Genomic DNA, 22,917 nt, shown 5'->3' on the forward strand with positions numbered 1-22,917 from the left:
TTGCTCTCTCAAAATGTAAGTTAATTTGGTACCCAGCCCCCCTAAAAAAACTGGGTAGAGAACAATTACTTAAACTTATAGAAGTCATTAGCTCAGTTAATTTAATCTAAGACTTTGACTTTTTTGGACGTTTAGGAAATTTATATAAACCACCTAGTGGGTGATAAATACGTTTGCCTTTTCTGGTAATGAATCGTGTGTACACATATTCAACGCCATCGTCGTTTGTAGACACAGGTCTACTCCTCACATAGGACATAGTAATGTGAGTGCGACTTAAGACTAGACAGGGCTGTACATTGCGGAGGAGAGAGCTTTTACGTTAGAATCGAGACACCACATCACGAGGACTAACGTGAAAGACACCTATCCATAGTATGAATAGCCAAGTCTTTTGTCCTGAAATCGCAGGGGCGTATGCCCAAATCTGCCTTTCTCACGTTTACTAGCCGACCTTCGGGTCGGCTAAAATATTAAGAAACCATAGAAAATCTCTCCATCTCTTCGATATCAGCTTTATAAAGCTGACTGAAATCTTCCGGGTATAAGTTAAAGAAGGATGATAAATCTGGAATAACCTTTGATTTATCTCCCTGACAAAATTCCATCATTAATTGGGCGAAGCGCTGAGGGTGTTCTCTTTCTAAGGAGTATGGTTCAACTTTGCGGTAACCATACATACTCATTTGACGCCATAATGTAGTGGACTGTCTGTCACTTATATCTCCAATGTGTTTCGATTTCACGATTAGAGCAGCCATGGAAACTTTCCAGAACAGTTTATGAGTAGCGTACGTTTTAAGATTTGTTGTTTGTAATTGTCCTTGCACAGCCTCGGTTGGGATCAGGAACTCGGCAGCAAACTCATTTGCTTCCTCTTCCATATCTATAGACGGTGCATACTTGTGCAGAATTAAGTGTCCCAACTCATGAGCTAAGGTAAAGCGAATTCTGTCATTAGGCTGATTTGCATTAAGGAAAATACATGGCGGGCAATTTTGTGTTTGTAAAGACACGCCATCAATATGATCTTCTTCAAAATTACAATAGAAAATAAAGACCCCAGCTTTTTCAATGAGTCCAGTTAAATCTTCAATAGGGTTTAATCCTAAATCCCATTCCTTACGAAGCTTTAATGCTGCTTCAGAGGCAGAACTAACATTTATATGTATTTGATAGCTTGGTAATGGTAGAGATGCTTCTAACTGACAAAATAAATCAAGCTTATCTAGATTTGATGCTTTAATTGTCATTTCAGCATTGATTTGGTTTAGGATTTTAGCTGTAGTTGACGCTTTTTTACGGTAAGCATGTAAACTAATTGGAGACACTTTAAAGTGGTCATCTTGGTGAAAGAACCTTTCTGGGAAATTAAGGACCTTTGCAATATTAAATTTTGTTTCATCTGAAGGCTTAATGTCGCCTTTCTCAATTTTGGATAAAGCAGCTTGAGTAATATTTCCCATTTTTTGAACAAGCTCGGTCTGGCTCATTCCTCTAAGGTCCCGAGCAATTCTTAACATGTCTGGATTAAATGTAGTCATATATCCTCCCAAAACCAAAAATTTCTTTTGATTCATGCTGGTAAGATAGTGTAAATATTTTAGCCTGTCAATTGACCTGTCGTTTTTTTCATAAACTATAACTGAAGTTAAAAAAAATCCTATATCTTGGGTTATTTTTTTAGTTTTTATACTAAATATAGTTTTTTTTGAAACATTTTCTGATTTTTAGAGCAATTAAAATGTTTTATAAAATGGTTGTGTTGATTAAAGTATTTTGAGTTTTTTTGAAAGAAGAGATTATAAATGGATATTGATATCCATATTCACATAGTCAATTTAGGTTTTTAAAATAAGAGTGTTGGTTGATTTTTTGATAAATTTTAAAAACATGTTTAGTCAATATAAGTTTAAGATAAATATTGAATAAAATTAATTATCTAATGTAGTAAATTTCTGGAGTTTAGAAGTTAAGTCTTAACGTTAAGACTTAACTTCTGATTTAAAAATATAGTTATGAATTCAGTGTTTAAAAATGAAATTATTTGGGTAAACTTTCTATAGAAAAGTTGTTTCCTGATTTATGATATTTTACCACCGTAACTTTTGAGCTTCTCGAAGTAAGCGCTCAATAGCAGTTGAGTTATTATTAGAAGCATTTTTAGCTTCTTTAGCAGATTGAAAGCAAAGAATATTTGTTGCTTTTGAACCACTTGCATGCTTGCTATTAATCTCAACAGTTTTATTTTGACTGTTTGAATATAAATATTGAGACATAATCACACCTCTCAAAAAATTGGCTGCTAGTCTAGATAACTACACTACTTTAAGCAATCCTATTAAACTTTTAATTTTTGTTTTAATAGGTCCTGCATATGAGCAATTACTTTAAGTTCATAGTCTCTATACGCATCTAAATACTCTGGAACTTTTTTATCAGCATCTCTAATACTAATCTTTATAGCTTTTCCTGATTTATCTTTTCTATCTCCCGAAGGATTAAACATATTTAAATACTGGCGTGGGGCAACTCCTTCAAAGTGTAAAAAGCTAACTTTTTGATTCACTGAGCCATTTTCATCAGGTACATAGTCAGTACCATCAATCGATATTGCATCAGAATGTAACTCTAAAGCTAAGCTCTTTTCGTATGGTTCCAGATAATAAACTGTACTTATTCCAGCAGCAACGATATGTCTAGCACAATTGTGGCATGGAAAAGTATATGTAAATAGCGTTGCATCTTTTGTAGCATTATTCCCTTTTAGAGCAAGTGAAACAATTGCATCCATTTCAGCATGAATAGAACGTGAAAATTCTATTAAGCCACTTAATCTAGTATTCTTGTAAGCATTTTCCGATATAGAAGTGGACAATCTATCCAATTCGATAGTATCGCTGCAAAGCGATACTAATTCTTGCTTCAATATATCTTTTATATCATCTACTAGTTTTCTTTTATATATATCATTGTAACAATGTTCACCTTCAAGTTTTATACAGCGAGCATCAACTGAACCACTTTCAGGGCTATATAATCCACCTCCAAACTTAGGAACGTCATTACGGCCAGTGGCAATGATGATACCTTCAGGGCTCATTATGGCTGCACCTACCTGTCTAGATAAACATGAAGACCTTAAACCTGATGCATATGCGGCATACATACCGTATTCAGCTTTAGTTGGTGATAACCCATTTTCCCCATGAATTAATTTAATAAACCTTTGGATCTGGCTTTTAATTGCTTCCGTATTGTAGTGATCATTTCGAATAAAGAAGTCCGCAAGTTGTAGAGCTTTATCAAGTTGTTGACCATTATTGAGACGTTCTTTTCTATCTCGTTCAATTAGTAAGGATCTATGTTCATGATTAACACCTTCTAAAGATAATCTTTTTTCTCGACGCGAAGTTATACTTAAAACACCAAACAAATAAAATAAATTTCCATAAACAGTTCTTAAAAGCATCACTTCTTCAGGATGTTTAAGTTGATCAATAAAATATGCGGTCCGTTCAGGGATGTAATCTGCTAACTCTTCTGACTCACTTGTATTAATAGTTCTTATCTCAGCTATTTTAGTAATCGCATATTCTGCAAGAATATCGGATTGTACAGCCCGAAGTTCATTACCGGCATCTTGCATTTGTATATATCTGTCACCTCCAGAGGTATGTAATACTTCTCCTTTACACACTAACTGGTCCTTAATACATTGCTTTAAATACTCACTTATCTTTATGTGATGGACAATATAGCCAGCATTTTCTAATTCTTGTTGCATATGTTCTTTAACAGGATTTATTCCACAACCAATGGGGCCTGAAAATGCAATTATTAGCTCTTTAGATCTGCGTTGAGAAATTACATCACTTGGACGTTCTTTCGATGTTGAAACCCCATCTTCTACAATTTTAATTTGTGGTTCTGCAGCCATTGAAAATCCCTTTTTATTAAGTTTTATATGTTTTCATTATCATCCTATAGTTAAATGTAAATTACTAGTAAGTGGCTGAAAAAAGTTGAAATTTAGGTTTATATATAGAGGAAGAGTATACTCAAGAATCCTTTACACACTCTTATATTTTTAATGTATTGAAAATTAAAATATTTTAATTTTTAAATAGTAGAATTATTGTGAAAATACAAATAAGAGAATTCTCTAAAATTTTAGTAATTATATTGATTAATAAAAATTAGTACTAGAAGCTATATAGGACCTATATTTAACTATATAAATGGACGTAGTTTTCTCAAAAACAATTGATGTTATGAAGTAACGATATTTGGATTATGTATCATATTTATAATTCTTTTATTGTTAATTTTCCTCCAAAAACAGCCCCTGTATCAATGAAAAAACAGTTATGATGTTGGATGGGTTCTTTAATTACAGTATGACCAAAGTAGATTTCATCAATCCCTATTACAGTTTTATAGCTTGGATTATTTTTACTAAATCGGACCCGTCCTCTATGCCATAAAGCAACTTGTATAGCGGATTGCTCACCTTCAATAAAATAATTGTTTTTTAAAACTTCTTGTTTGAATTCTTCCCAGTTATTCATATGTATATCTGCATGAACAAAACCATAAACCTTATGGTTGTGCTGAATTTCAAGAATGATTGGTAAATTACGGCATTGCTCAACAATGGTTTGTTGTAGATGGATAGGTAATTCATAGAGCCAAGCACCGCCATGATGAGAATGCATATCTTTCATTTCTTTATCAAAGGTAGCTTCAATACACATCTGTTCATGATTACCACGGATTGCTTTAAACCAAGGTTTATCAATAAGACTCAGACATTCAAGGTTTTCACTACCGCGATCAACTAAATCTCCAACAGATACTAATAAATCCTGCTGAAAATTGAATTCCATTTCTTTTAATTTATTCATAAGCAGGGTATAACAACCATGAAGATCACCAACTACAAAAAGGCGGCCTTCTATAGGCTTATCATAATGCTCAATCAAATTATGACCTAAATCAATTCCTTGCATATTTTTAACTCATTGCCTAAAAATATTGGATTCATATAATCATGTTTTATGACAATTAAACCAACCTCGATTAATATTTTATCTCAAACCAAGATTATCTAGTTGGGTAAAGTCAAACTTTTCATCAAATAAGTGAATCAATTTTTTCTGGTTTCTTAAATAAGAAAGTGTTCCTAAGAAACATGATTTACATAGACGAACTTCATATTTATCAGTTCTATCCGAGGTGTTAGAACACCATTCTGCTTTCAATAAACCATAATTTAATTGAGTTGACTTATCACAGATATCACACACATCCTGTATAACTTCTATTCGTAAAGAGTGCTTTAATTTCATACGCAATTTCTCGACATACTGTTAGTAAGTTTATATTTATTCAATTTTTATCTTTTCTAATATATTCCTTGGTTTAAAAACTTATAAAAGCTGTACTACATATAATTTAAAAAGTTTGCATTAGCTCTTTTAATACATTTACTTTTGATTGAAGCGAAAATTGATAATTTTGTTTTTTTTGAATCAAAAGTTCAATTTGAAACCTAATACTAGGAAATTCCTTAAAACACTCATTGAGACATTCAATTTCGAGCTCATTCTGTTGTAGAGCTTTATTAAGCTGGTAAGTCTTTTCACAAATTGATTCGTAAGGCTCTTGTAGCTCTACGGGTAAACAAATCTTCTTTAATTGATATGCGTGATATGTAGAAGTGTATTTTCGAGGAATAGCTGTAGTATCCACAATAAAGTACTCCTTTTCTAAGTTCTGTATAAAAAAGCTATGAACTACTTCAAAGTTTTCATCAGTATTGAAATACTTGTTTTCTCCTACAAATAGATTCCATATCTTTACAAAGTCTTGTTTATAAAATGTATTTTTCATAAGAAAACGTAAAAACAATCTTTGCAGAATTTGTCTTTTCGTCATATCAATCATCATTTGAAATTAAATATCCCATTTTGGGATATTTTTGCGAATGGTACACCATCTTAAGTCATGAGCTCAATACATGACCCCAGATATATTGATTTAATTCATTGTTTAATTTCTATACGTGAGAAACAAAATATAACTCAGGTAGAAGTAGCTACATCTTTAAAAAAGCATCAGTCCTACGTGGCCAAAGTAGAAAACTTAGATCGAAGGCTCGATATAATTGAATTATATGATTGGTTAAAAGTTCTTAATATGTCGCTTTCCGAGTTTATTAAAATTTCTAATTTTGAAAAATTATTACCTTAATTTACATCAATCTTTTTCTATTCTTCTATCAAATTTTTAATCACATAGAATGGAATTCACACTTCTTTTCAGAATAACCAGTTAAATTCGATAATCTGGCCTTACACTGAAGATTCAGACTTCATTTTATTGAAGTCTATTTGTCGCATAGTTGTTTGTAACGTCGCATAGTTGTTTGTAAATGACAACCGCCCCCAACCAGTGCAATTGCTGATGCTGTATGGTGGGGCGCGCGAAATGGACGCTGCCCAAAAGTATGTGGTGTATTTGAAATAGAATAAATACTTGCAACTTCAAGAGTTTCTTGAGTAGAAAGTGGCGGTAAAATGGAAGGCAGGCGTGAGGCCAATAAAGTTTTACCTGTGCCTGGTGGTCCTTTAAAGAGCAGGGAATGTCCCCCAGCGGCAGCAATTTCTAGTGCACGCCGTGGGCGTAGCTGACCTTTAACATCTGCAAGATCAAATTTATAGGGCATTTCATTTGAATGGGCACTTGGCTGTGCGTGAGCTAGCTTTTGTGTGCCTAAAAAGTGCTCGCACACCTCTTTTAAATGATTAACCGGATAACACTCAAGATTAGGTAAATGGCTAATATCTTGGCTATTATCGACTGGTAAAACGATTTTATGCTGAGCTTGCTGGCATGCCATTGCTAAAGTTAAGGCGCCTGACACAGGTCTTACATGACCGTCTAGAGCCAACTCTCCAATAAATTCAAAGTCTTCTGTGCAGTTTTCCGGAAGTTGACCAGAGGCAATTAAGATGCCTAAAGCAATTGGTAAATCTAGCCGTGAACCATCTTTGGGCAAATCTGCAGGAGCAAGGTTAATGGTCAGCCGCTTAGTTGGAAATTGAAATCCACTGTTAATAATAGCTGAGCGAACCCTATCCTTACTTTCCCTAACTGCTGCTTCCGCTAAGCCTACAATAGTCAGAGAGGGTAAGCCTTGACTCACATGCACCTCAACCTCAATGAGAGGCGCATGTAATCCTAAAAGTCCCCGAGTATAAATTTTAGAAAAAGACATCTTATTGTTCCATTATGGTGCTTCATTTTTAATCGTTGTAAAGTATAAGTGCGCTACGTTGGTGCTTATTTTTTATTCTTTAAAGCTTCTTCTAATAGACTGACTTGTTTTTGTAGCGCTTCTAAACGTTGATTGGCTAAATGAAGGGCTGTTTTTTGTCTTTCGATTTCTTGTTTAGAGACAAGATCTAATTTCTCGACAGTTTCATTTAATAATGCACGTAAGTTTTTTTCTAAATCTTTTTTAGGCTCGTCAATTTGTTCCAAGATGGCCTGTAATAGAGTTTCTAGCATGATATATCCAAACTGTTGTATTACCTTATGCTCGCCAGTTTAACACTGCTTGAATCTAGGATATAGGCTTCTTGGCTTTTAGCCATGTTATAACGATAAATTGAAATAAAAACAGGACTGAAAATTCATTTTATTTTTAGTTGCTCATCTACATCTTGATAACTAAATAGGTTATAAAGAAAGCTCATGCAAAAGATTCATATCCTCCAACCTTTGAAATATTGGCATGAAAATTGAACATAAAACCTTACTGGTGAAAAGAAGCCGAAGGAAACAAACATGAAGCTTGTAACTGCAATTGTAAAACCGTTTAAATTGGATGATGTGCGTGAAGCACTCTCTGACATTGGTGTACAAGGGATTACCGTAACTGAAGTTAAAGGTTTTGGTCGTCAAAAAGGACATACAGAACTTTACCGCGGCGCTGAGTATGTGGTTGATTTCTTACCTAAAGTAAAAATCGAAATTGCGATTAGTGATGAAATGGTCGACGCGGTAATTGAGTCAATTACACGTGTGGCAAGCACTGGAAAAATCGGCGACGGTAAGATTTTTGTGACTAATCTGGAACAAGTCATCCGTATCCGTACAGGTGAAACAGGACCAGATGCTGTCTAAATTGGCACAAAGCTTGCTGAGCAATAAATAGCTCGCAAATGAGGTTGGGGGACACGAATGAAAAAAATGCTTATGGCGCTGAGTTTAACCGGCGCACTTTTGGGTGGTACTGCCGCTTGGGCAGAAGAGACTGTAACAACACCAACATCTGAGGTTACAGCAACATCAACGTCTGAAGCTCCTGCAACAATTGCAGCGGCACCAGCAGCTGAGGAAACTCCGGCCGCTCCGACACCGACTGCAAAACTCGATACCGGTGATACATCTTGGATTTTAATTTCAACAGCTTTGGTTCTGTTGATGACAATTCCAGGCTTGGCGTTATTTTACGGTGGTATGGTCCGTAAGAAAAATGTCTTAAGCACTATGATGTTTAGCCTTTCTGCTGCAATTTTAGTAAGTTTGCTCTGGGTGATTGCAGGTTATTCAATCGCGTTCTCTGGCACAGGTGCATACTTTGGTGATTTGTCTAAAGCAATGCTCAATGGTGTCGCTTTTGATGCACTAAGTGGAACAATTCCTGAAAGCCTCTTTGTTATTTTCCAAATGACTTTCGCCATCATTACTGTCGCAATTTTGAGTGGCTCGATTGCTGATCGTATGAAATACTCAGCTTTCATGGCATTCATTGCAATTTGGGTACTTGTGGTTTATGCGCCAATTACTCACTGGGTGTGGGCGGCAGATGGCTGGTTATTTAAAGCAGGTGCATTAGATTTCGCTGGCGGTACGGTTGTACACATTAACTCCGGTGTTGCAGGTCTAGTTGCTGCTTATATGCTTGGTAAACGTATTGGCCTTGGCCGTGAATCTATGGCGCCACATAACTTAACTTTAACTGTAATCGGTGCAAGTTTACTTTGGGTGGGTTGGTTCGGCTTTAACGGTGGTAGTGCTTTAGGTGCTGGTGCTCGTGCAAGTATGGCAATTTTAGTGACTCAAGTTGCTGCTGCTGCTGCTGCGTTCTCTTGGTTGGTAGTAGAACGTATGATCCGTGGTAAAGCTTCTGTATTGGGCGGTGCGTCTGGAGCTGTTGCTGGTTTAGTTGTGATTACTCCTGCAGCTGGTTTTGTTGGTGTAGGCGGAGCTTTAGTAATGGGCCTTATTGGTGGCGTAGTCTGCTTCTGGGGTATTACGGCACTTAAACGCTTACTTAAAGCAGATGATGCTTTGGATGCGTTTGGTTTGCACGCTGTAGGTGGTATTGTCGGTGCGATTTTAACTGGCGTATTTTATAGTGATGAAATCATTAAGGCAGCCAACGTAGCATTAGCACCAACATTCGCTGGTCAGTTGTGGGTACAAGTCGAAGGTGTGCTTGCGACAATGGTTTACAGTGGTATCGCAACTTTCATTATTCTTAAAGTGATTGACCTTATAATTGGACTTCGTGTTAATTCCGATGATGAACGTATGGGTCTGGACTTAAGCCAACATGGCGAACGTATTGAATAATCACTAATAATTCTTATATCAAAAACAGTCTTGTGCTGTGATCAAAGCGATGCTTTGATCTCGGACAGGACTGTTTTTTTGTCTCATAGAATGCTGGTTCTGTAAGTGTAGAAATTTTGCTACACTAGGTCAAAGTAATTGACCCTATTAAGTCCGCTATGCATTGTCCATTTTGCAACGCCGCAGATAGTAAAGTCATCGATTCGCGTCTAGCCGCAGAAGGCTGTCAGATTCGTCGACGTCGTGAGTGTGTAAGTTGCGGTGAACGTTTTACCACTTTTGAAAGCTATGAAGTGGTGATGCCCCGTGTGATCAAATCGAATGGAAAAAATGAACCGTTCGATGAGGCGAAGCTACGTCGTTCGCTTATGCATGCCTTACAAAAACGTCCAGTGACACAAGAGCAGATCGAGACGGTTCTCAGCGATATTCAGTTGCAAATTCGCCGTTTGGGTGAGCGTGATGTGAAATCCAGAACGATTGGTGAGATTGTCATGCAATCTTTATTTGCACTTGACCACGTTGCCTATGTTCGTTTTGCTTCGGTTTATCAAGACTTTCAGGATGTTGAAGCGTTTCGCCGCCAAATTGAGCAAATGCAACAACGTGAACACTAATCATTTGAGATTTTTATGTCTGAGTTAAAACAAGATCAATACTGGATGCAGCAAGCCATTGAACTTGCCAAACGAGGACTCTATTCGACCAAGCCTAATCCAAATGTTGGTTGTGTCATCGTCAAAGATGATCAGATGATCGGTGAAGGTTTTCACCCTAAAGCTGGTCAGCCACACGCTGAAGTTTTTGCCTTACGTGAGGCGGGTGAACATGCACAAGGTGCAACGGCTTATGTGACGCTTGAACCATGTGCACATTATGGCAGAACCCCTCCTTGTGCCGAAGCATTGGTGAAAGCCCAAGTTAAAAAAGTAGTGGTCGCTTGTCCTGATCCTAATCCATTGGTTGCAGGTAAAGGTGTTCAGATATTAAAAAATGCCGGTATTGAAGTAGAAATCGGTATTTGTGAAGATTTGGCAGCTCAACTTAATCAAGGCTTTTTAAAAGCGATGTCTACCGGCATGCCATATGTACGATTAAAAGTTGCTTCTAGTCTTGATGGACGTACTGCGATGGCATCTGGTGAGTCGAAGTGGATTACAGGTTCTGCGGCCCGTCAAGATGTACAACATTGGCGTGCGATTTCAGGCGCCGTGATTACAGGTATTGAAACTGTAATTGCCGATGACTGCCAACTTAATGTACGTTCACTTCATAATGTTGATATCGAAACGGTTGCTCAGCCAAAACGTGTAATTCTAGATCGGAGAGGGCGTTTACCGCTCACCGCTAAAATTTTAGAAAATCCTGAAACTGTGATGGTGATGGGGCCATATCGTCAGGAACTTGCTGACTTAGGCGTGATACAATTAGAAATTCAGCCTTTAAAAACACTATTACAGACCTTATCTAAGCAATACCAAATTTATGATGTGCTGATCGAGGCTGGCGCGACATTATCAAGTGCCTTTTTGCAAGAAGGCTTGATTGATGAAATGATCAGTTATGTGGCTCCAACTTTATTGGGGCAAAGTGCAAGAGCCATGTTCAATGCAGATTTTGAATATATGGCACAGCAACTTCGTTTTAAACTTCTTGATGTAACACAACTTGATCAAGATATACGCTTAAGGTTAATCCCTACGCAAGAGAAAGTATGAATTCAGAGCCTTCGGTATACCACAAACGTCGTCATGCAGCCCGCACGACAGACGAATATCTTTTCCATCAGCTTGTCCCGTATTTGGGCAACAAGCGCCGATTGCTCCACTTGATTTTAGAAGCTCTGGAAATCACAGGGACGCTGAATAGCAAGAAAAAGAACCCCCCGATTTTTGCTGACTTTTTTGCAGGCAGTGGAGTGGTTTCTCGTTTAGCACGTCAAAATGGATACCGTGTCATTGCCAATGATTGGGAACCTTATAGTCATGCTTTAAATCATGCAATTTTAGCGTGTGTCGATGCACCTGCTTTTAAAGAGTTGGGTGGCTATCAGAAAGCGATTGATTATTTAAACCGCTTACCCGAGGTTAAAGGCTGGGTAACGCATAACCTTTGCCCTCGTAATGATGATGTCTATGATCCATCTCGTGATCGTTTATTCTTTAAACGTCGCAATGGTATGCGCATCGATGCGATTCGCCAGCAAATTGCAACATGGCAAGCGCAGGGTGCAATTAATGATGTAGAAATGAGTGCTTTGCTTGCGCCATTACTCTATTCGGCAAGTTTTGTGAGTAATACCAGTGGTGTATTTAAAAGCTTCCACCAAGGGTGGGGCGGACGTACACAAACAGCATTAGAGCGTATTGAATCACTACTTTGGTTAACACCGAGCCGTTTCTGTGAGATTGGCGACCGTAAACGCCCTGCTGCTGAAATGTGGTGTGTAGATGCTCAGCATCTAGCAAATCAGATGAGCGGTTTTGAAGTAGATGTAGCCTATCTTGACCCACCTTATAATCAGCATGCTTACAGTAGTAACTATCACGTTTTAAATGCGTTGACATTATGGGATCAAGTCGACCTACCGCCACCAGACACTAAGGGCTATAAGAGTGGTATTGACCGTGCATGGCGTAAAGAACGTCCAAGTCCTTATAACTCTTCTAAACATGCAAAAGATGCGTATGAAAAATTACTTTCAACCATCAATGCACGTTATATTCTGACCAGTTATTCGACCGATGGTAACATTGAGCCGAAAGATTTACTGATGGCCAATCTGGAACGTGGAAAAGTGACTTTACTTACTCAAGATGTTCCACGTTATCGCGTAAGTAAACAACGTCAGTCAGAGCGTGCACGTGTGCTTGAGTTTATTGTGATTACAGATACTCATGCCAAACCAGGGCCACCGTTACGTCAATTGTTAGGCCAGCTTTACCACTTCGCCGAGCTAGGTGGTGTAGATACATCAGGTAATAGTACACAGCTCGCACTTTGGTAAGCGCTGCAATTTAAGCAGTGTAAAAGATTTGGAGATTGAGCCATGTTTACAGGCATTATTGAAAGTTTAGGTAAAGTAGAAAGCCTGCAAAGTGTAGGTGGCGATGTACGTTTACGTATTCAAACCGATTTGGATATGTCTGACGTACATTTGGGTGACTCAATTGCAACTAACGGGATCTGTCTCACAGTGATTGAGTGGGGTGATAACTGGTATGCGGCTGATGTGTCCCGTGAAAGTTTAAACCGCACGACTTTGGGTAACTGGAAAGTTGGTCAACGTGTCAATGTGGAAAAAGCCATGTTACCGACTACCCGCTTTGGTGGACACATTGTAAGTGGTCACGTTGATGGTGTAGGTGAAATTACCCTAGTACGTGAAGATGCTCGCTCAATTTATTTTGAAGTGACTGCGCCTGTAGAACTTGCTAAATATCTGGCAGAGAAGGGTTCAGTAACTGTAGATGGTATTAGCTTAACGATTAATCATTTACGCGGTAATATTTTAAGTTTAAACCTAATCCCACACACAGCAGAGCGTACTAATATTGGAACGTGGCAAGTGGGTAGCAAGGTCAACCTTGAAGTTGATGTTTTAGCACGTTATATCGAACGCTTATTACTAGGTGATAAAGCTGCTGAACAGAAAACTGAATCAAATATTAGTATGGCCTTCTTAGCTGAAAATGGTTTTTTAAAATAAACTTTTAAATTGCCAAAATAAAAAACCGGACATACGTTCCGGTTTTTTATTTTAAAAAATTAATGCTTGGTGAGAGTAACTGAGTGTGTGCCGACCCAAGGTTTATTATGCTGAGTGCGTGTAATTGAAAATTCGCCTTTTTCCGATGCTCGTGTGAGTAAGATTGAAAGCGAATTAAAGTCGTTATGACTCATATAAAGTTCTTGTGCTGAGAAGGTCCATTGCTCGCCTTGATTAAGTTGCTCAATTTGCGTTGAAATCTGATGCGGAATGTCCATTTCTTACCCTCATTAATTTTCATAAATAATCATGACTTATTCTTATAATTGCTTGAACCATAAGAATATTATGCATGACCATTTTGTGACAATTAAATGTCATTTTTATGACAGGAGGAATATTAAAACTTTACTTTTCTATTTTTTCATCAGAAAAGTTAGAATTCTTTAAAATATATTCAATTTCTTCTTGAGCCGCAGCATGCAGTTTGGCACGGAAAACTGTTACTGCCTGTTCAATTAAGCTTTCAGCTTCAAGTTCTAGGCGAACACGTACACTTTCAAGCTCAGATAAGATTTGATCGTCAGTAATGCTAAGTTTTGCACCAGAAGAATAGTCAATTGCTGGCGTTTCAGGGTTTTTCTGATAACGTGCAGTATGTTCAGCAACTTCTTGTTCTAAATGACTGCGTAAAGCCTGCAAAGCTTCCGTTTGTTCACTAAATTTACGAACTTCGTCAGCCTGTAATTCAGCAGCATAAGCTGCTTCTTTTGCGCGCTTATCTGCAAGAGCTTTTTCTAAAGCAAGTTGGCGACGAATTCGCGCTTGCTCGATTAACTCTGCCTTTAAGTCAGCATATGCCTTTTCAATATTTTGTTGTGATTCTAATTGCGCTTTTTCGTCATTTAAAACCCACAGTTGAATAGGGGTCTGAGGCTCTAATAAATCACAAATACGAGCCAAATCCTGTTGATAAGCATGACGGACAGCTTCAGGCGCATTTAACCATCTTTTTTTAAAATCTTGCCCGACATTTAATGCCACCACAGTTCTCCTTTGCTCAACAGTATTTACATTTTAGCGCGTTATAATTTAAAGGTTCGAGGTTCTATACCTAAACGACGATACATTTTAAATTTTTCTCGGCCAATTTGCTTGGCTGCTTCATTATTTTCAACAATTTCTATAATGTGGCTAAAATGATTCACTTGTTCAAGTGCATGATTGTTAAAATTAAATACCAGCCAACCTTGTTCAGAAGGTTGTTTAGCCGAAATACATACTGCCGCATCTACCTGATCAACGCCATGGGCAATAAAGCTGGTCGGATCAAAGCTCCACAATTTTTCATCAAGTGTTTGTTGTAACTGCACATCTGGGCAATACCACCAGATTTGTGAATGCTTTAGTAAAATTTTTCGACATAAACGGCAAGCACTATCGACTTGCCGTTCTTCACTGGTTTCAAACAGATAAAAGCTAACTTTAGCCATTCGTACTTACACGGTTAGCCAAGAATTGCATAAGTAGCGGTACTGGACGACCAGTTGCGCCTTTTGCTGAGCCTGATAACCATGCTGTTCCGGCAACATCTAAGTGAGCCCAGCGATAGTCACGAGTAAAACGCTCAAGGAAACAGGCTGCTGTAATTGCGCCGCCGTGTGGTCCACCAATGTTAGCGATGTCTGCAAAAGGAGAGTCCAGTAATTCCTGATAATCATCAATCACTGGCATGCGCCATACACGGTCAAATGACTGCTCACCAGCTTGTTGGAGTTCAGCTGCCAAAGTATCGTCCGGAGAGAATAATCCACTCAGTACTTTACCTAACGCAACTACGCAAGCACCAGTTAATGTTGCGATATCAATCACAACTGCCGGATTGAAACGTTTGATATACGTTAACGTGTCGCAAAGGACCAAACGGCCTTCAGCGTCAGTGTTTAAAATTTCAACGGTCTGACCACTCATGGTTGTTACAATGTCGCCTGGGCGAGTTGCTTTACCTGAAGGCATATTTTCCGCAGCTGCAATCGCACCCACAACATGGATTGGAAGACGTGCCTCACATAAAGCACGGATTGTGCCGAGTACAGAAGCTGCACCACACATATCAAACTTCATTTCATCCATGCCAAGCCCTGGTTTTAAAGAAATACCGCCTGTATCAAAAGTTACGCCTTTACCGACAAGTACGACAGGAGCTTGTTCAAGCTGTGCTTGGTATTCAAGAGTCACAATACGGCCCGGACGCTCAGACCCTTTGCTGACTGCAAGAAATGCATACATGCCTAAATCAGCCATTTGTTGCTCATTTAAGACAGTGACTTTAAGTAAGTCTGGGAATTCTGCCGCTAAAGCTAATGCCTGTTCTGCCAGATATTCAGGGAAACAGATATTACCTGGTCGGTTTCCTAAGTCACGAGCATAAGACTGACCAGATTGTACGGCATGTACTAAAGCGAGTTGATTTTCATCAAGGCTGGTTTGTGAGCTAATTAAATCAACTTGTTGTAACACAAATTCATTTTTTTTCGATTTAAACTCATCATAACCATAAGCTGCTTGAGTTAAGCTTAATGCAAATAAATAATGGTATTCGACAGGTAACGCAGCAATATCAATTGCGATATGCTTAAATTTATTTTGTGCCGACTTGATAATGGTTTGCGCCAATTTTGCTAACTTAGCTGCTTGAAGTTCAGCTGCTTTTCCTAAACCAAGTAATTGGCTATGGGACTGAGTGCTAAGTTGACCAAATAATGGCAACGTTTCATTGAAGTTGGCTTTAAATTGAGTTGCTGTAAGAATACTTTCTAGATTATTGATTTGATATGTATTGAGATTGCTTTGTAGCTGTTCTGAATCAACTAAAATCCACAAAGATTCATTAGATGTTTGTTCAGGAAAAGTTGTATAAGTTGTAAATTTCATGGCTGCCGTGATTGCCTATAGAAAGTTATGTTGGATTAAAACATTGAAACACTTTCAAGCATAGCGTTGCAATGTGCGGTTTTATATTTTTAACATTCGGGTAAACTAGCGTTCGTCCCGATTAGCCTTTTGGAAGTATTAATTTGATTATTCGGCGTTATCTCGTCAAGCAAGTTGTCTCTACCTCATTGGTGGTCATTGCATTATTGACCTTAATCATGATGGGTGGTCGTCTGATCAAATACTTTGGTGTGGCGGCACAGGGGCGGCTAGATGCCAGTATCTTGTTTAGCATCATTGGATATCGTTTACCTGAATTTCTAACCCTCATTTTACCACTTGGGTTTTTTATTGGTTTAATGTTGGTGTTTGGTCGTTTATATGTTGACCATGAAATGGCCGTATTGAATGGTAGTGGGGTAAGTCGTCATCAGTTAGCGCGCTTACTTATTCCAATGACACTGGTTTACATGGTGTGTCAGTCCGTACTTATGCTTTGGATGACGCCGTGGGGACTTCGTGAATTCGAAAAATTAACTACAACCCAAGCAGTGCGTACAGGGTTTGACTTGGTGCGACCAAGAGAGTTTATTTCTTCTGGACCTTATACGATTTATGCAGGTTCATTGTCGGAAGATCGAAAAAACCTTAAAGATATTTTCTTTTATCAGCGTGCAGCCAAAGAAGGCAAGCCAGATGTCATGATTTTGGCAAAAGAGGCAACACGTGTTGAGGTCGCGAATGATACAGCCAATGTGGTTGATCTCGTTCAAGGTCGTCGCTATGAAATATTCCCGGGACAACCAAAATATACGCAAGCAGAGTTCCAGTCTTATCGTCTACGTTTAGAAAATGACAAAGATGTTAAGTTTGAGAGTGGCGATGTAGAAGCACTTTCCACATCAAAACTATTTTCTAAAGCAAATGATCCGGTCGTAAGAAGTGAGTTGGGCTGGCGCTTATTTGGTCCGTTTACCATTATTATTGCCTTGATGCTATCTGTGGCATTGTCGGAAGTAAGCCCGCGACAAGGTCGTTATTATCGTCTTATTCCATCTATCTTTATTTTCGCGAGTTTGATCGTACTCATGATTGCAATTAAAACTCGTATAAGTAAAGGAGAACTGGATATTTGGGCTTATCCAGTGGCTTTATTGGTTTATGCAATCGCAGCTGCCTTATTTTCACGTAAGCAGAAATTAGGGCCGAAAATCAAGAAACAGATTAAGCGAGTGAAATTATAATGTTAGCACGTCGAATAGTCGCCAAATATGTGACGAAAACCACTGCGCTCGCAATGTTTGGTACCACCATTGTTTTGTCTGTTTTGCAAATCCTGTTTACTTATCTGGGTGAATTAGGTGAGCTAAAACCTGACTATAATGCATGGCAAGCTTTTATCTATGTGTTATGGGGTGCCCCTCGCTATCTATATGAAATTTTACCTATCTCGGCCTTAATTGGCGCTGTGATTGGGTTAGGCGCTTTAGCATCCAATAGTGAGCTGATCGTGATGCGTTCGGTCGGGATTAGCTTATGGCGTATTGTAGGTTGGGTTATGCGCTCAGCTTTGCTACTTATTGTTTTATCTTTTGCTCTAAGTGAGTGGGTTGTTCCCTATACAAATGAGAAAGCGCAAAGTGTCAAAAGCCATCGATCAGTTGCTGCTTTAGGTGAAGTGAAAGGCTATTGGTCACGAGAAGGGCAACGCTTTATTTATATTGATTATGCGAACTCACAAGGAAATTTAAGAGATATACAGGTCGTAGACTTTAACAAAGACTACCATTTACAGTCTTTAATTAATGCAGAGCAAGGAAAGTTTATCCAAGATGGTCAATGGACTTTACAAAAAGCCAGCCAGATGGACATTCTTACAGATGGTAATTCGATACTAAATAATCATGATCAGCAGTCTTTAGGTTTGGCTCTACAGCCTAAATATGTACACATGGTGACTTTAGACCCTGAGGACTTGTCTCCAAGTCAGCTGATTAGTTTTATGCGCTATATGGACGAATATAGCCAAGTGCCGAAAACTTACCAATTAGCTTTTTGGCAAAAAGTCGCTTCTCCATTTTCACTCATTACTCTTGTATTAGTGGCTTGTTCTTTTATTTTTGGTCCACTACGTCAACAGTCGATGGGTTTCCGTTTGGTGATCGCACTCTTCATTGGTTTAGGCTTTTATTATTTACAAGACTTCTTGGGCTACGCAAGTTTGGTATACGCGCCTTCGCCAGCTTGGTTTGTACTCATGCCTATTATTTTAATGTTTGGTGCCGGAAGTTATTTGCTTTATCGGGCCCGTTAAATTGAAAGTATATAAATGGCTTTCTCAATGAGGAGCATTGGGGAAAGCCATAGGAAAAAATAGAGTCTTCACCGAAAATTCGGTAAGATATTGCGATGAAATTGTAGACAAAAGAGAAATTGATTATGACGGATGCAACTGCTGGCAAGATCCCTCACGTTCTGGTCATTATGGATGGTGTTGGACACCGTGAAGCGATTGAAGATAATGCTTTTCTTGCAGCAAAAACCCCGAATTTAACTGCAATGAAAGCAAAGCATCCAAATAGTCTCATTTCTGGTTCTGGTGAAGATGTTGGTTTACCTGATGGACAAATGGGTAACTCTGAAGTTGGTCACATGAACCTTGGCGCTGGCCGAGTGTTATACCAAGACTTCACACGTATTACTAAAGATATTCGTACTGGTGCTTTTTTTGAGCACGAAGTATTGGTTGATGCCGTAGAAAAAGCAAAAGCAGCGGGTGGCTCAGTTCATATTATGGGCCTACTCTCTGAAGGCGGTGTTCACTCACATGAAGATCATATTGTGGCGATGTGTGAACTTGCCTTAAAACGCGGTGCGAAAGTTTACTTACATGCATTCCTTGATGGCCGTGATACACCTCCACGCAGTGCTCAGCCGTCTTTAGAAAAATTAGATGCATTATTTGCTCAATATGAAGGCAAGGGCCGTATTGCAACCATGATTGGTCGCTATTTTGCAATGGATCGTGATAACCGTTGGGATCGTGTTGAGCAGGCTTACCGTTTATTAACGGAAGGTGAAGCTGTTCGTACTGCAACTACTGCGGTTGAAGGCTTAGAGCTTGCATATGCTGCAAATGAAAATGATGAGTTTGTAAAAGCAACCCGTATTGGTGAGATCGCTAAAGTTCAAGATGGCGATAGCGTTGTATTTATGAATTTCCGTGCTGACCGTGCCCGTGAAATTACGCGTGCGTTTGTTGAAAAAGATTTCGCAGGTTTTGAGCGTAAAGTTGTACCGAACCTTTCTAAATTTGTCATGTTGACGCGTTATCAGGCAAGTATTGATGCACCTGTGGCATATATGCCTGAAGAGTTAAAGAACTCGCTTGGTGAATATTTATCTTCTTTAGGTAAAACACAATTACGTATTGCTGAAACTGAGAAATATGCCCATGTGACTTTCTTCTTTAGTGGTGGTCGTGAAGACGAATATCCAGGTGAGAAGCGAATTCTAATTCCATCGCCAAACGTTGCGACATATGACTTAAAGCCTGAAATGAGTGCTTATGAAGTAACTGATGAGCTAGTCAAAGCAATTAACTCGGGTGAGTACGACTTACTTGTTGTGAACTATGCCAATGGTGATATGGTCGGTCATACAGGCGTATTTGATGCTGCAGTTAAGGCTGTTGAAGCAGTTGATACATGTTTAGGTCGTGTATACGAAGCTGTAATGGCGAAAAAAGGCCATATGCTTATTACGGCTGACCACGGTAATGTTGAACAAATGCAAGATTATGAAAGTGGTCAGGTTCATACTCAGCATACAACAGAGCTTGTGCCTTTTATTTATGTGGGTCCAACCCAAGCAACGATTGCAGAAGGTGGCGTGCTTGCTGATGTTGCACCGACCATTCTGAACTTAATGCAGATTCCTGTGCCTGCTGAAATGCAAGGTCGTAATCTCATTACATTGTCTGCTTAAGCGATAGGTGACTAAATGCTGCAACACAATATATATAAAGCTTTTTTTGTTAGCGTATTGATGTGTTGCAGCCAGCTTGCTCTTGCAGCCCCTGTTGTAAAAGAAAAATTATCGCCTCTGCATGCTGATGCCCCAGAATCAGAAGAAAGTTATGCAGAAGTACCTATTGAGTCTATTCAACAGTTTGTACAAATATATGGAATCGTCCGTGATAACTATGTCGATGAAAAATCGGACGATGCTTTATTTTTACAGGCAATTAAAGGTTTAGTCAGTGGTCTAGACCGTTACTCCCGCTATTTGTCAGCTGAAGAATACCGTCAACTCATTCAATATACTGAAGGGGATCTTGCTTCAGTTGATTTTGTACTAAGCCCCGAATCACATGTTCATAAATGGATGATTCGTGATCTTAAGACGGGTTCTGACTCATATAAACTAGGATTAAGAAATGGCCAAACTATTTTAAAGATTGATAATCAGGAACTTAAAAATCTGACACATGATCAGGTGCTAGGTTTGCTTTATGGATCGATAGGCTCGACGCTTCAAGTACAAACAGAAGAGTCAAATAGTCCAATTAGTTTAGTCCGTAATAAAAAGATTGAAACCGATATTGAGCCTGTGATGTTGCACAATCAGGTGTTGGTATTAAAAATTAGAGTATTTCAGCAAGATACCGCCAATGAGATTAAGCGTTTAATTGAAGAAAATAGTTCTTCGCGTTTAAAAGCGGTGTTAATTGATTTAAGAAATAACCCAGGCGGCTTGTTATCTGCTGCTGTTGAGTCAGCCGATTTATTTTTAAATCATGGCATTATTGTCTCGACAAAAAGTCGTTCAGAAGGCAATCAGCAATTTCAGGCTTTACCGGGTAACGATTTTCAAAATATAAAAGTTGGTATTTTAATTAATCACCGATCTGCCTCGGCAGCAGAAGTTTTTACTGCTGCAATGAAAGAGCATCAACGTGCTTGGGTCATGGGTGAAAAAAGTTATGGAAAGGGTGTTGTACAGAAGCTTTTCCCTTTACCGAGTGGGGCAGCGCTACAAATGACAGTCTCACATTACTACACACCAAATGGTAATATGATTGAGGGGCAAGGTATTCAGCCTAACCAGACTTATCCCTTACCTCCAGAAATGAAAGAAGAAGTTTATCTAGATCGTGTTGCCGATCTCCTTCTAAAAAGAAAGTAAATTTTATACTTCCTGTTCTGTCTCCGTATCTAAGCCAAATTTTTTCAGACGATAGCGTAAAGAGCGGAAAGTCATTCCTAATTTTTTAGCTGCTAAAGTACGATTCCAATGAGTCATATTGAGTGCATTGAGTAAAATATCTTTTTCAATATTTTCTAAATAACGTTCTAAGCCTTCACTTGGTAATTTTTTTACGACTTGAGGAGCTGCCACAGTGGTTTGTATGCTTTGAGCAGCCGAAGCAAAAGGATTATAAATATTCGCTCTTAGAGGAGCAGGATGTAAATGAGATACATCTATCGTGGCATCTTCACTTAAGGTAATTGCGCGCTCAATCATATTCCTTAATTCGCGAACATTACCCGGAAAGTGTTGCTGTAGCAGATAAGTTTCGGCTGCTTCTGTTAATTGTTTAGGTGGTGTTTCCCACTCCATACAAATTTTCTGAATAAAGTGATTGGCAAGTAAAAGGACATCTTCGCCACGTTCACGTAGAGGCGGCAATATGAGGTCCATAACGTGAATACGGAAGAATAAATCTTGACGGAATTTACCTTGTCTAACCAATAAATCTAAATCTTGATGACTTGCACTAATTACACGGAAATCAACATCGATTTCCTGATCTGAACCGACAGGTCGGATCTTTTTTTCCTGTACTGCGCGGAGCAGTTTGACCTGCATACTTAAAGGTAATTCGGCAATTTCATCTAAAAATAAACTGCCACCGTGTGCCGATAAAATTAGACCTTGCTTATCTTGAGTTGCTCCGGTAAAGCTCCCTTTTTTATGCCCAAAAAGCTCACTTTCCATGAGTTCGGTGGGAATGGCACCGCAGTTAATTGCAATAAAAGGGCCTTCACTACGGTTACTCAGCCGATGAACCAAATTGGCAACTACTTCTTTACCTGTTCCAGACTCACCGGTAACAAATACAGGTGCTTGTGAGCGCGCAATTTTTTTAATTGCAATACGTAGCTGCTGGATGGGTAGAGAACGGCCGATTAATAATTTATTTTCTAACGCATTCTCGGTAGCATCATGCTCTACTTTTTGCCGATTCAAGGCTTTTTGTAATAATTGATCTAGATGTACTTGGTTGACTGGTTTGCTTACAAAATCAAAAGCGCCTGCTTTTAATGCTGCAATTGCAATATCCATATTGCCGTAGGCAGTTAAAACGGCAATGGGAGTATTAGTATAATTTTGAGAGACATGTTTAACTAAATCTATCCCGCTCCCATCGGGTAGGTTTAAGTCGGTTAAACACGCATCGTAATGAAATTGAGTGAAGAGTTGTTTGGCCTGTTCAACCCGATAAGCAAGATGTGTTTTAATCCCCATTCGTGCAAGTGTCATTTGCATTAAAAGGCACAAATCTTCTTCATCGTCTACAAGCAAAACCAGTGGTTGCTGTTCTGCCATTTCCCCAAAAACCT

Annotated in this window: 23 protein-coding genes and 1 pseudogene; 11 read left to right on the forward strand and 13 right to left on the reverse strand. The window is 38.8% G+C overall.

Features of this window, described 5'->3' with window-relative positions; genetic code table 11:
• Positions 1-106: 106 nt before the first annotated feature.
• The 6 genes from C1642_RS20090 to C1642_RS01930 all read right to left on the reverse strand — a co-directional run bounded on the left by C1642_RS20090 (position 107) and on the right by C1642_RS01930 (position 5,940).
• Positions 107-235, reverse strand: a complete 129-nt coding sequence (locus tag C1642_RS20090) for a hypothetical protein (RefSeq protein WP_265734986.1) — start codon at positions 233-235, stop codon at positions 107-109.
• 238 nt (positions 236-473) lie between these two features.
• The gene (locus C1642_RS01905) at positions 474-1,544 is read right to left on the reverse strand and encodes an XRE family transcriptional regulator (RefSeq protein WP_103235851.1); all 1,071 of its coding nucleotides are present in this window, start codon (positions 1,542-1,544) and stop codon (positions 474-476) included.
• Between the two features lie 549 nt (positions 1,545-2,093).
• Entirely contained in the window at positions 2,094-2,279 is a 186-nt protein-coding gene (locus C1642_RS01910; protein ID WP_103235840.1) for a hypothetical protein, read from the reverse strand.
• Between the two features lie 62 nt (positions 2,280-2,341).
• Positions 2,342-3,940 (reverse strand): anti-phage dCTP deaminase, encoded by a 1,599-nt coding sequence (locus C1642_RS01915; protein WP_103235841.1) that lies wholly within the window; start codon positions 3,938-3,940, stop codon positions 2,342-2,344.
• Between the two features lie 367 nt (positions 3,941-4,307).
• Positions 4,308-5,012: a metallophosphoesterase gene (locus tag C1642_RS01920; RefSeq protein ID WP_103235842.1), complete on the reverse strand. Its 705-nt coding sequence runs from the start codon at positions 5,010-5,012 to the stop codon at positions 4,308-4,310.
• A 445-nt stretch (positions 5,013-5,457) separates the two neighbouring features.
• On the reverse strand, positions 5,458-5,940 hold the full coding sequence (locus C1642_RS01930; protein ID WP_228153822.1) for a hypothetical protein: 483 nt from the start codon (positions 5,938-5,940) through the stop codon (positions 5,458-5,460).
• A gap of 69 nt (positions 5,941-6,009) precedes the next feature.
• Between C1642_RS01930 and C1642_RS01935 the strand changes: the two genes are divergently transcribed.
• Positions 6,010-6,255 (forward strand): helix-turn-helix domain-containing protein, encoded by a 246-nt coding sequence (locus tag C1642_RS01935; protein WP_103235844.1) that lies wholly within the window; start codon positions 6,010-6,012, stop codon positions 6,253-6,255.
• Positions 6,256-6,436: 181 nt separating this feature from the next.
• On the opposite strand, the pseudogene C1642_RS01940 reads toward C1642_RS01935, so the two are convergent.
• Both C1642_RS01940 and C1642_RS01945 read right to left on the reverse strand, forming a co-directional pair.
• Positions 6,437-7,282, reverse strand: a pseudogene (locus C1642_RS01940) (YifB family Mg chelatase-like AAA ATPase); the annotation flags it as partial.
• Positions 7,283-7,347: 65 nt separating this feature from the next.
• Positions 7,348-7,575 carry an accessory factor UbiK family protein gene (locus C1642_RS01945; RefSeq protein ID WP_000894500.1) on the reverse strand — a complete coding sequence of 76 codons (228 nt, stop codon included), beginning with the start codon at positions 7,573-7,575 and terminating at the stop codon, positions 7,348-7,350.
• A 279-nt stretch (positions 7,576-7,854) separates the two neighbouring features.
• Between C1642_RS01945 and glnK the strand changes: the two genes are divergently transcribed.
• The 6 genes from glnK (at position 7,855) to C1642_RS01975 (ending at position 13,357) form a co-directional block, all read left to right on the forward strand.
• The gene (glnK, locus tag C1642_RS01950; protein ID WP_000780326.1) at positions 7,855-8,193 is read left to right on the forward strand and encodes a P-II family nitrogen regulator; all 339 of its coding nucleotides are present in this window, start codon (positions 7,855-7,857) and stop codon (positions 8,191-8,193) included.
• Positions 8,194-8,250: 57 nt separating this feature from the next.
• On the forward strand, positions 8,251-9,648 hold the full coding sequence (locus C1642_RS01955) for an ammonium transporter (RefSeq protein WP_000738520.1): 1,398 nt from the start codon (positions 8,251-8,253) through the stop codon (positions 9,646-9,648).
• A 158-nt stretch (positions 9,649-9,806) separates the two neighbouring features.
• Positions 9,807-10,265, forward strand: coding sequence for a transcriptional regulator NrdR (gene nrdR, locus C1642_RS01960; protein ID WP_000543541.1), 459 nt, complete (start codon positions 9,807-9,809; stop codon positions 10,263-10,265).
• Between the two features lie 15 nt (positions 10,266-10,280).
• The gene (gene ribD / locus C1642_RS01965; protein WP_103235846.1) at positions 10,281-11,366 is read left to right on the forward strand and encodes a bifunctional diaminohydroxyphosphoribosylaminopyrimidine deaminase/5-amino-6-(5-phosphoribosylamino)uracil reductase RibD; all 1,086 of its coding nucleotides are present in this window, start codon (positions 10,281-10,283) and stop codon (positions 11,364-11,366) included.
• Positions 11,363-12,655, forward strand: a complete 1,293-nt coding sequence (locus C1642_RS01970) for a DNA adenine methylase (protein WP_001083669.1) — start codon at positions 11,363-11,365, stop codon at positions 12,653-12,655. The genes ribD and C1642_RS01970 overlap by 4 nt, the downstream gene beginning before the upstream one ends.
• A 42-nt stretch (positions 12,656-12,697) precedes the next feature.
• Positions 12,698-13,357, forward strand: coding sequence for a riboflavin synthase (locus C1642_RS01975; RefSeq protein WP_000493866.1), 660 nt, complete (start codon positions 12,698-12,700; stop codon positions 13,355-13,357).
• Between the two features lie 59 nt (positions 13,358-13,416).
• On the opposite strand, the gene C1642_RS01980 is transcribed toward C1642_RS01975, so the two are convergent.
• From C1642_RS01980 to C1642_RS01995, 4 genes are all read right to left on the reverse strand, one after another.
• Positions 13,417-13,635 (reverse strand): hypothetical protein, encoded by a 219-nt coding sequence (locus C1642_RS01980; RefSeq protein WP_000354154.1) that lies wholly within the window; start codon positions 13,633-13,635, stop codon positions 13,417-13,419.
• Positions 13,636-13,765: 130 nt separating this feature from the next.
• Positions 13,766-14,404: a hypothetical protein gene (locus tag C1642_RS01985; RefSeq protein ID WP_001988710.1), complete on the reverse strand. Its 639-nt coding sequence runs from the start codon at positions 14,402-14,404 to the stop codon at positions 13,766-13,768.
• A 38-nt stretch (positions 14,405-14,442) separates the two neighbouring features.
• Positions 14,443-14,850: a DNA polymerase III subunit chi gene (locus C1642_RS01990; protein ID WP_001151592.1), complete on the reverse strand. Its 408-nt coding sequence runs from the start codon at positions 14,848-14,850 to the stop codon at positions 14,443-14,445.
• A complete protein-coding gene (locus tag C1642_RS01995; protein WP_103235847.1) occupies positions 14,843-16,291 on the reverse strand; it encodes a leucyl aminopeptidase in 1,449 nt (482 codons plus the stop codon). The genes C1642_RS01990 and C1642_RS01995 overlap by 8 nt, the downstream gene beginning before the upstream one ends.
• Before the next feature lie 143 nt (positions 16,292-16,434).
• On the opposite strand from C1642_RS01995, the gene lptF reads away from it, so the two are divergent.
• The 4 genes from lptF (at position 16,435) to C1642_RS02015 (ending at position 21,478) form a co-directional block, all read left to right on the forward strand.
• On the forward strand, positions 16,435-17,535 hold the full coding sequence (gene lptF, locus C1642_RS02000) for an LPS export ABC transporter permease LptF (protein WP_000586912.1): 1,101 nt from the start codon (positions 16,435-16,437) through the stop codon (positions 17,533-17,535).
• Entirely contained in the window at positions 17,535-18,605 is a 1,071-nt protein-coding gene (gene lptG / locus C1642_RS02005) for an LPS export ABC transporter permease LptG (protein ID WP_000881094.1), read from the forward strand. The genes lptF and lptG overlap by 1 nt, the downstream gene beginning before the upstream one ends.
• 125 nt (positions 18,606-18,730) lie before the next feature.
• On the forward strand, positions 18,731-20,278 hold the full coding sequence (gene gpmI / locus C1642_RS02010; protein ID WP_031963978.1) for a 2,3-bisphosphoglycerate-independent phosphoglycerate mutase: 1,548 nt from the start codon (positions 18,731-18,733) through the stop codon (positions 20,276-20,278).
• 15 nt (positions 20,279-20,293) lie between these two features.
• The gene (locus C1642_RS02015) at positions 20,294-21,478 is read left to right on the forward strand and encodes a S41 family peptidase (protein ID WP_000939107.1); all 1,185 of its coding nucleotides are present in this window, start codon (positions 20,294-20,296) and stop codon (positions 21,476-21,478) included.
• Between the two features lie 3 nt (positions 21,479-21,481).
• Here the strand turns inward: C1642_RS02015 and C1642_RS02020 are convergent, their stop codons facing one another.
• On the reverse strand, positions 21,482-22,903 hold the full coding sequence (locus C1642_RS02020) for a sigma-54-dependent transcriptional regulator (protein WP_031994477.1): 1,422 nt from the start codon (positions 22,901-22,903) through the stop codon (positions 21,482-21,484).
• Positions 22,904-22,917: the final 14 nt, after the last annotated feature.

Source organism: Acinetobacter sp. AKBS16 (assembly GCF_002899995.1).
Lineage (GTDB): Bacteria > Pseudomonadota > Gammaproteobacteria > Pseudomonadales > Moraxellaceae > Acinetobacter > Acinetobacter baumannii.

Coding starts and splice junctions, on each gene's coding strand:
- C1642_RS01990 (WP_001151592.1), bottom strand. CDS start 14,850: ATGGCTAAAGTTAGCTTTTATCTGTTTGAAACCAGTGAAGAACGGCAA.
- glnK (WP_000780326.1), top strand. CDS start 7,855: ATGAAGCTTGTAACTGCAATTGTAAAACCGTTTAAATTGGATGATGTG.
- C1642_RS01975 (WP_000493866.1), top strand. CDS start 12,698: ATGTTTACAGGCATTATTGAAAGTTTAGGTAAAGTAGAAAGCCTGCAA.
- C1642_RS01920 (WP_103235842.1), bottom strand. CDS start 5,012: ATGCAAGGAATTGATTTAGGTCATAATTTGATTGAGCATTATGATAAG.
- C1642_RS01995 (WP_103235847.1), bottom strand. CDS start 16,291: ATGAAATTTACAACTTATACAACTTTTCCTGAACAAACATCTAATGAA.
- C1642_RS01935 (WP_103235844.1), top strand. CDS start 6,010: ATGAGCTCAATACATGACCCCAGATATATTGATTTAATTCATTGTTTA.
- ribD (WP_103235846.1), top strand. CDS start 10,281: ATGTCTGAGTTAAAACAAGATCAATACTGGATGCAGCAAGCCATTGAA.
- C1642_RS01915 (WP_103235841.1), bottom strand. CDS start 3,940: ATGGCTGCAGAACCACAAATTAAAATTGTAGAAGATGGGGTTTCAACA.
- gpmI (WP_031963978.1), top strand. CDS start 18,731: ATGACGGATGCAACTGCTGGCAAGATCCCTCACGTTCTGGTCATTATG.
- C1642_RS02020 (WP_031994477.1), bottom strand. CDS start 22,903: ATGGCAGAACAGCAACCACTGGTTTTGCTTGTAGACGATGAAGAAGAT.
- C1642_RS01955 (WP_000738520.1), top strand. CDS start 8,251: ATGAAAAAAATGCTTATGGCGCTGAGTTTAACCGGCGCACTTTTGGGT.
- C1642_RS02015 (WP_000939107.1), top strand. CDS start 20,294: ATGCTGCAACACAATATATATAAAGCTTTTTTTGTTAGCGTATTGATG.
- C1642_RS01930 (WP_228153822.1), bottom strand. CDS start 5,940: ATGACGAAAAGACAAATTCTGCAAAGATTGTTTTTACGTTTTCTTATG.
- C1642_RS01945 (WP_000894500.1), bottom strand. CDS start 7,575: ATGCTAGAAACTCTATTACAGGCCATCTTGGAACAAATTGACGAGCCT.
- C1642_RS01970 (WP_001083669.1), top strand. CDS start 11,363: ATGAATTCAGAGCCTTCGGTATACCACAAACGTCGTCATGCAGCCCGC.
- C1642_RS01980 (WP_000354154.1), bottom strand. CDS start 13,635: ATGGACATTCCGCATCAGATTTCAACGCAAATTGAGCAACTTAATCAA.
- nrdR (WP_000543541.1), top strand. CDS start 9,807: ATGCATTGTCCATTTTGCAACGCCGCAGATAGTAAAGTCATCGATTCG.
- lptG (WP_000881094.1), top strand. CDS start 17,535: ATGTTAGCACGTCGAATAGTCGCCAAATATGTGACGAAAACCACTGCG.
- C1642_RS01910 (WP_103235840.1), bottom strand. CDS start 2,279: ATGTCTCAATATTTATATTCAAACAGTCAAAATAAAACTGTTGAGATT.
- C1642_RS01905 (WP_103235851.1), bottom strand. CDS start 1,544: ATGACTACATTTAATCCAGACATGTTAAGAATTGCTCGGGACCTTAGA.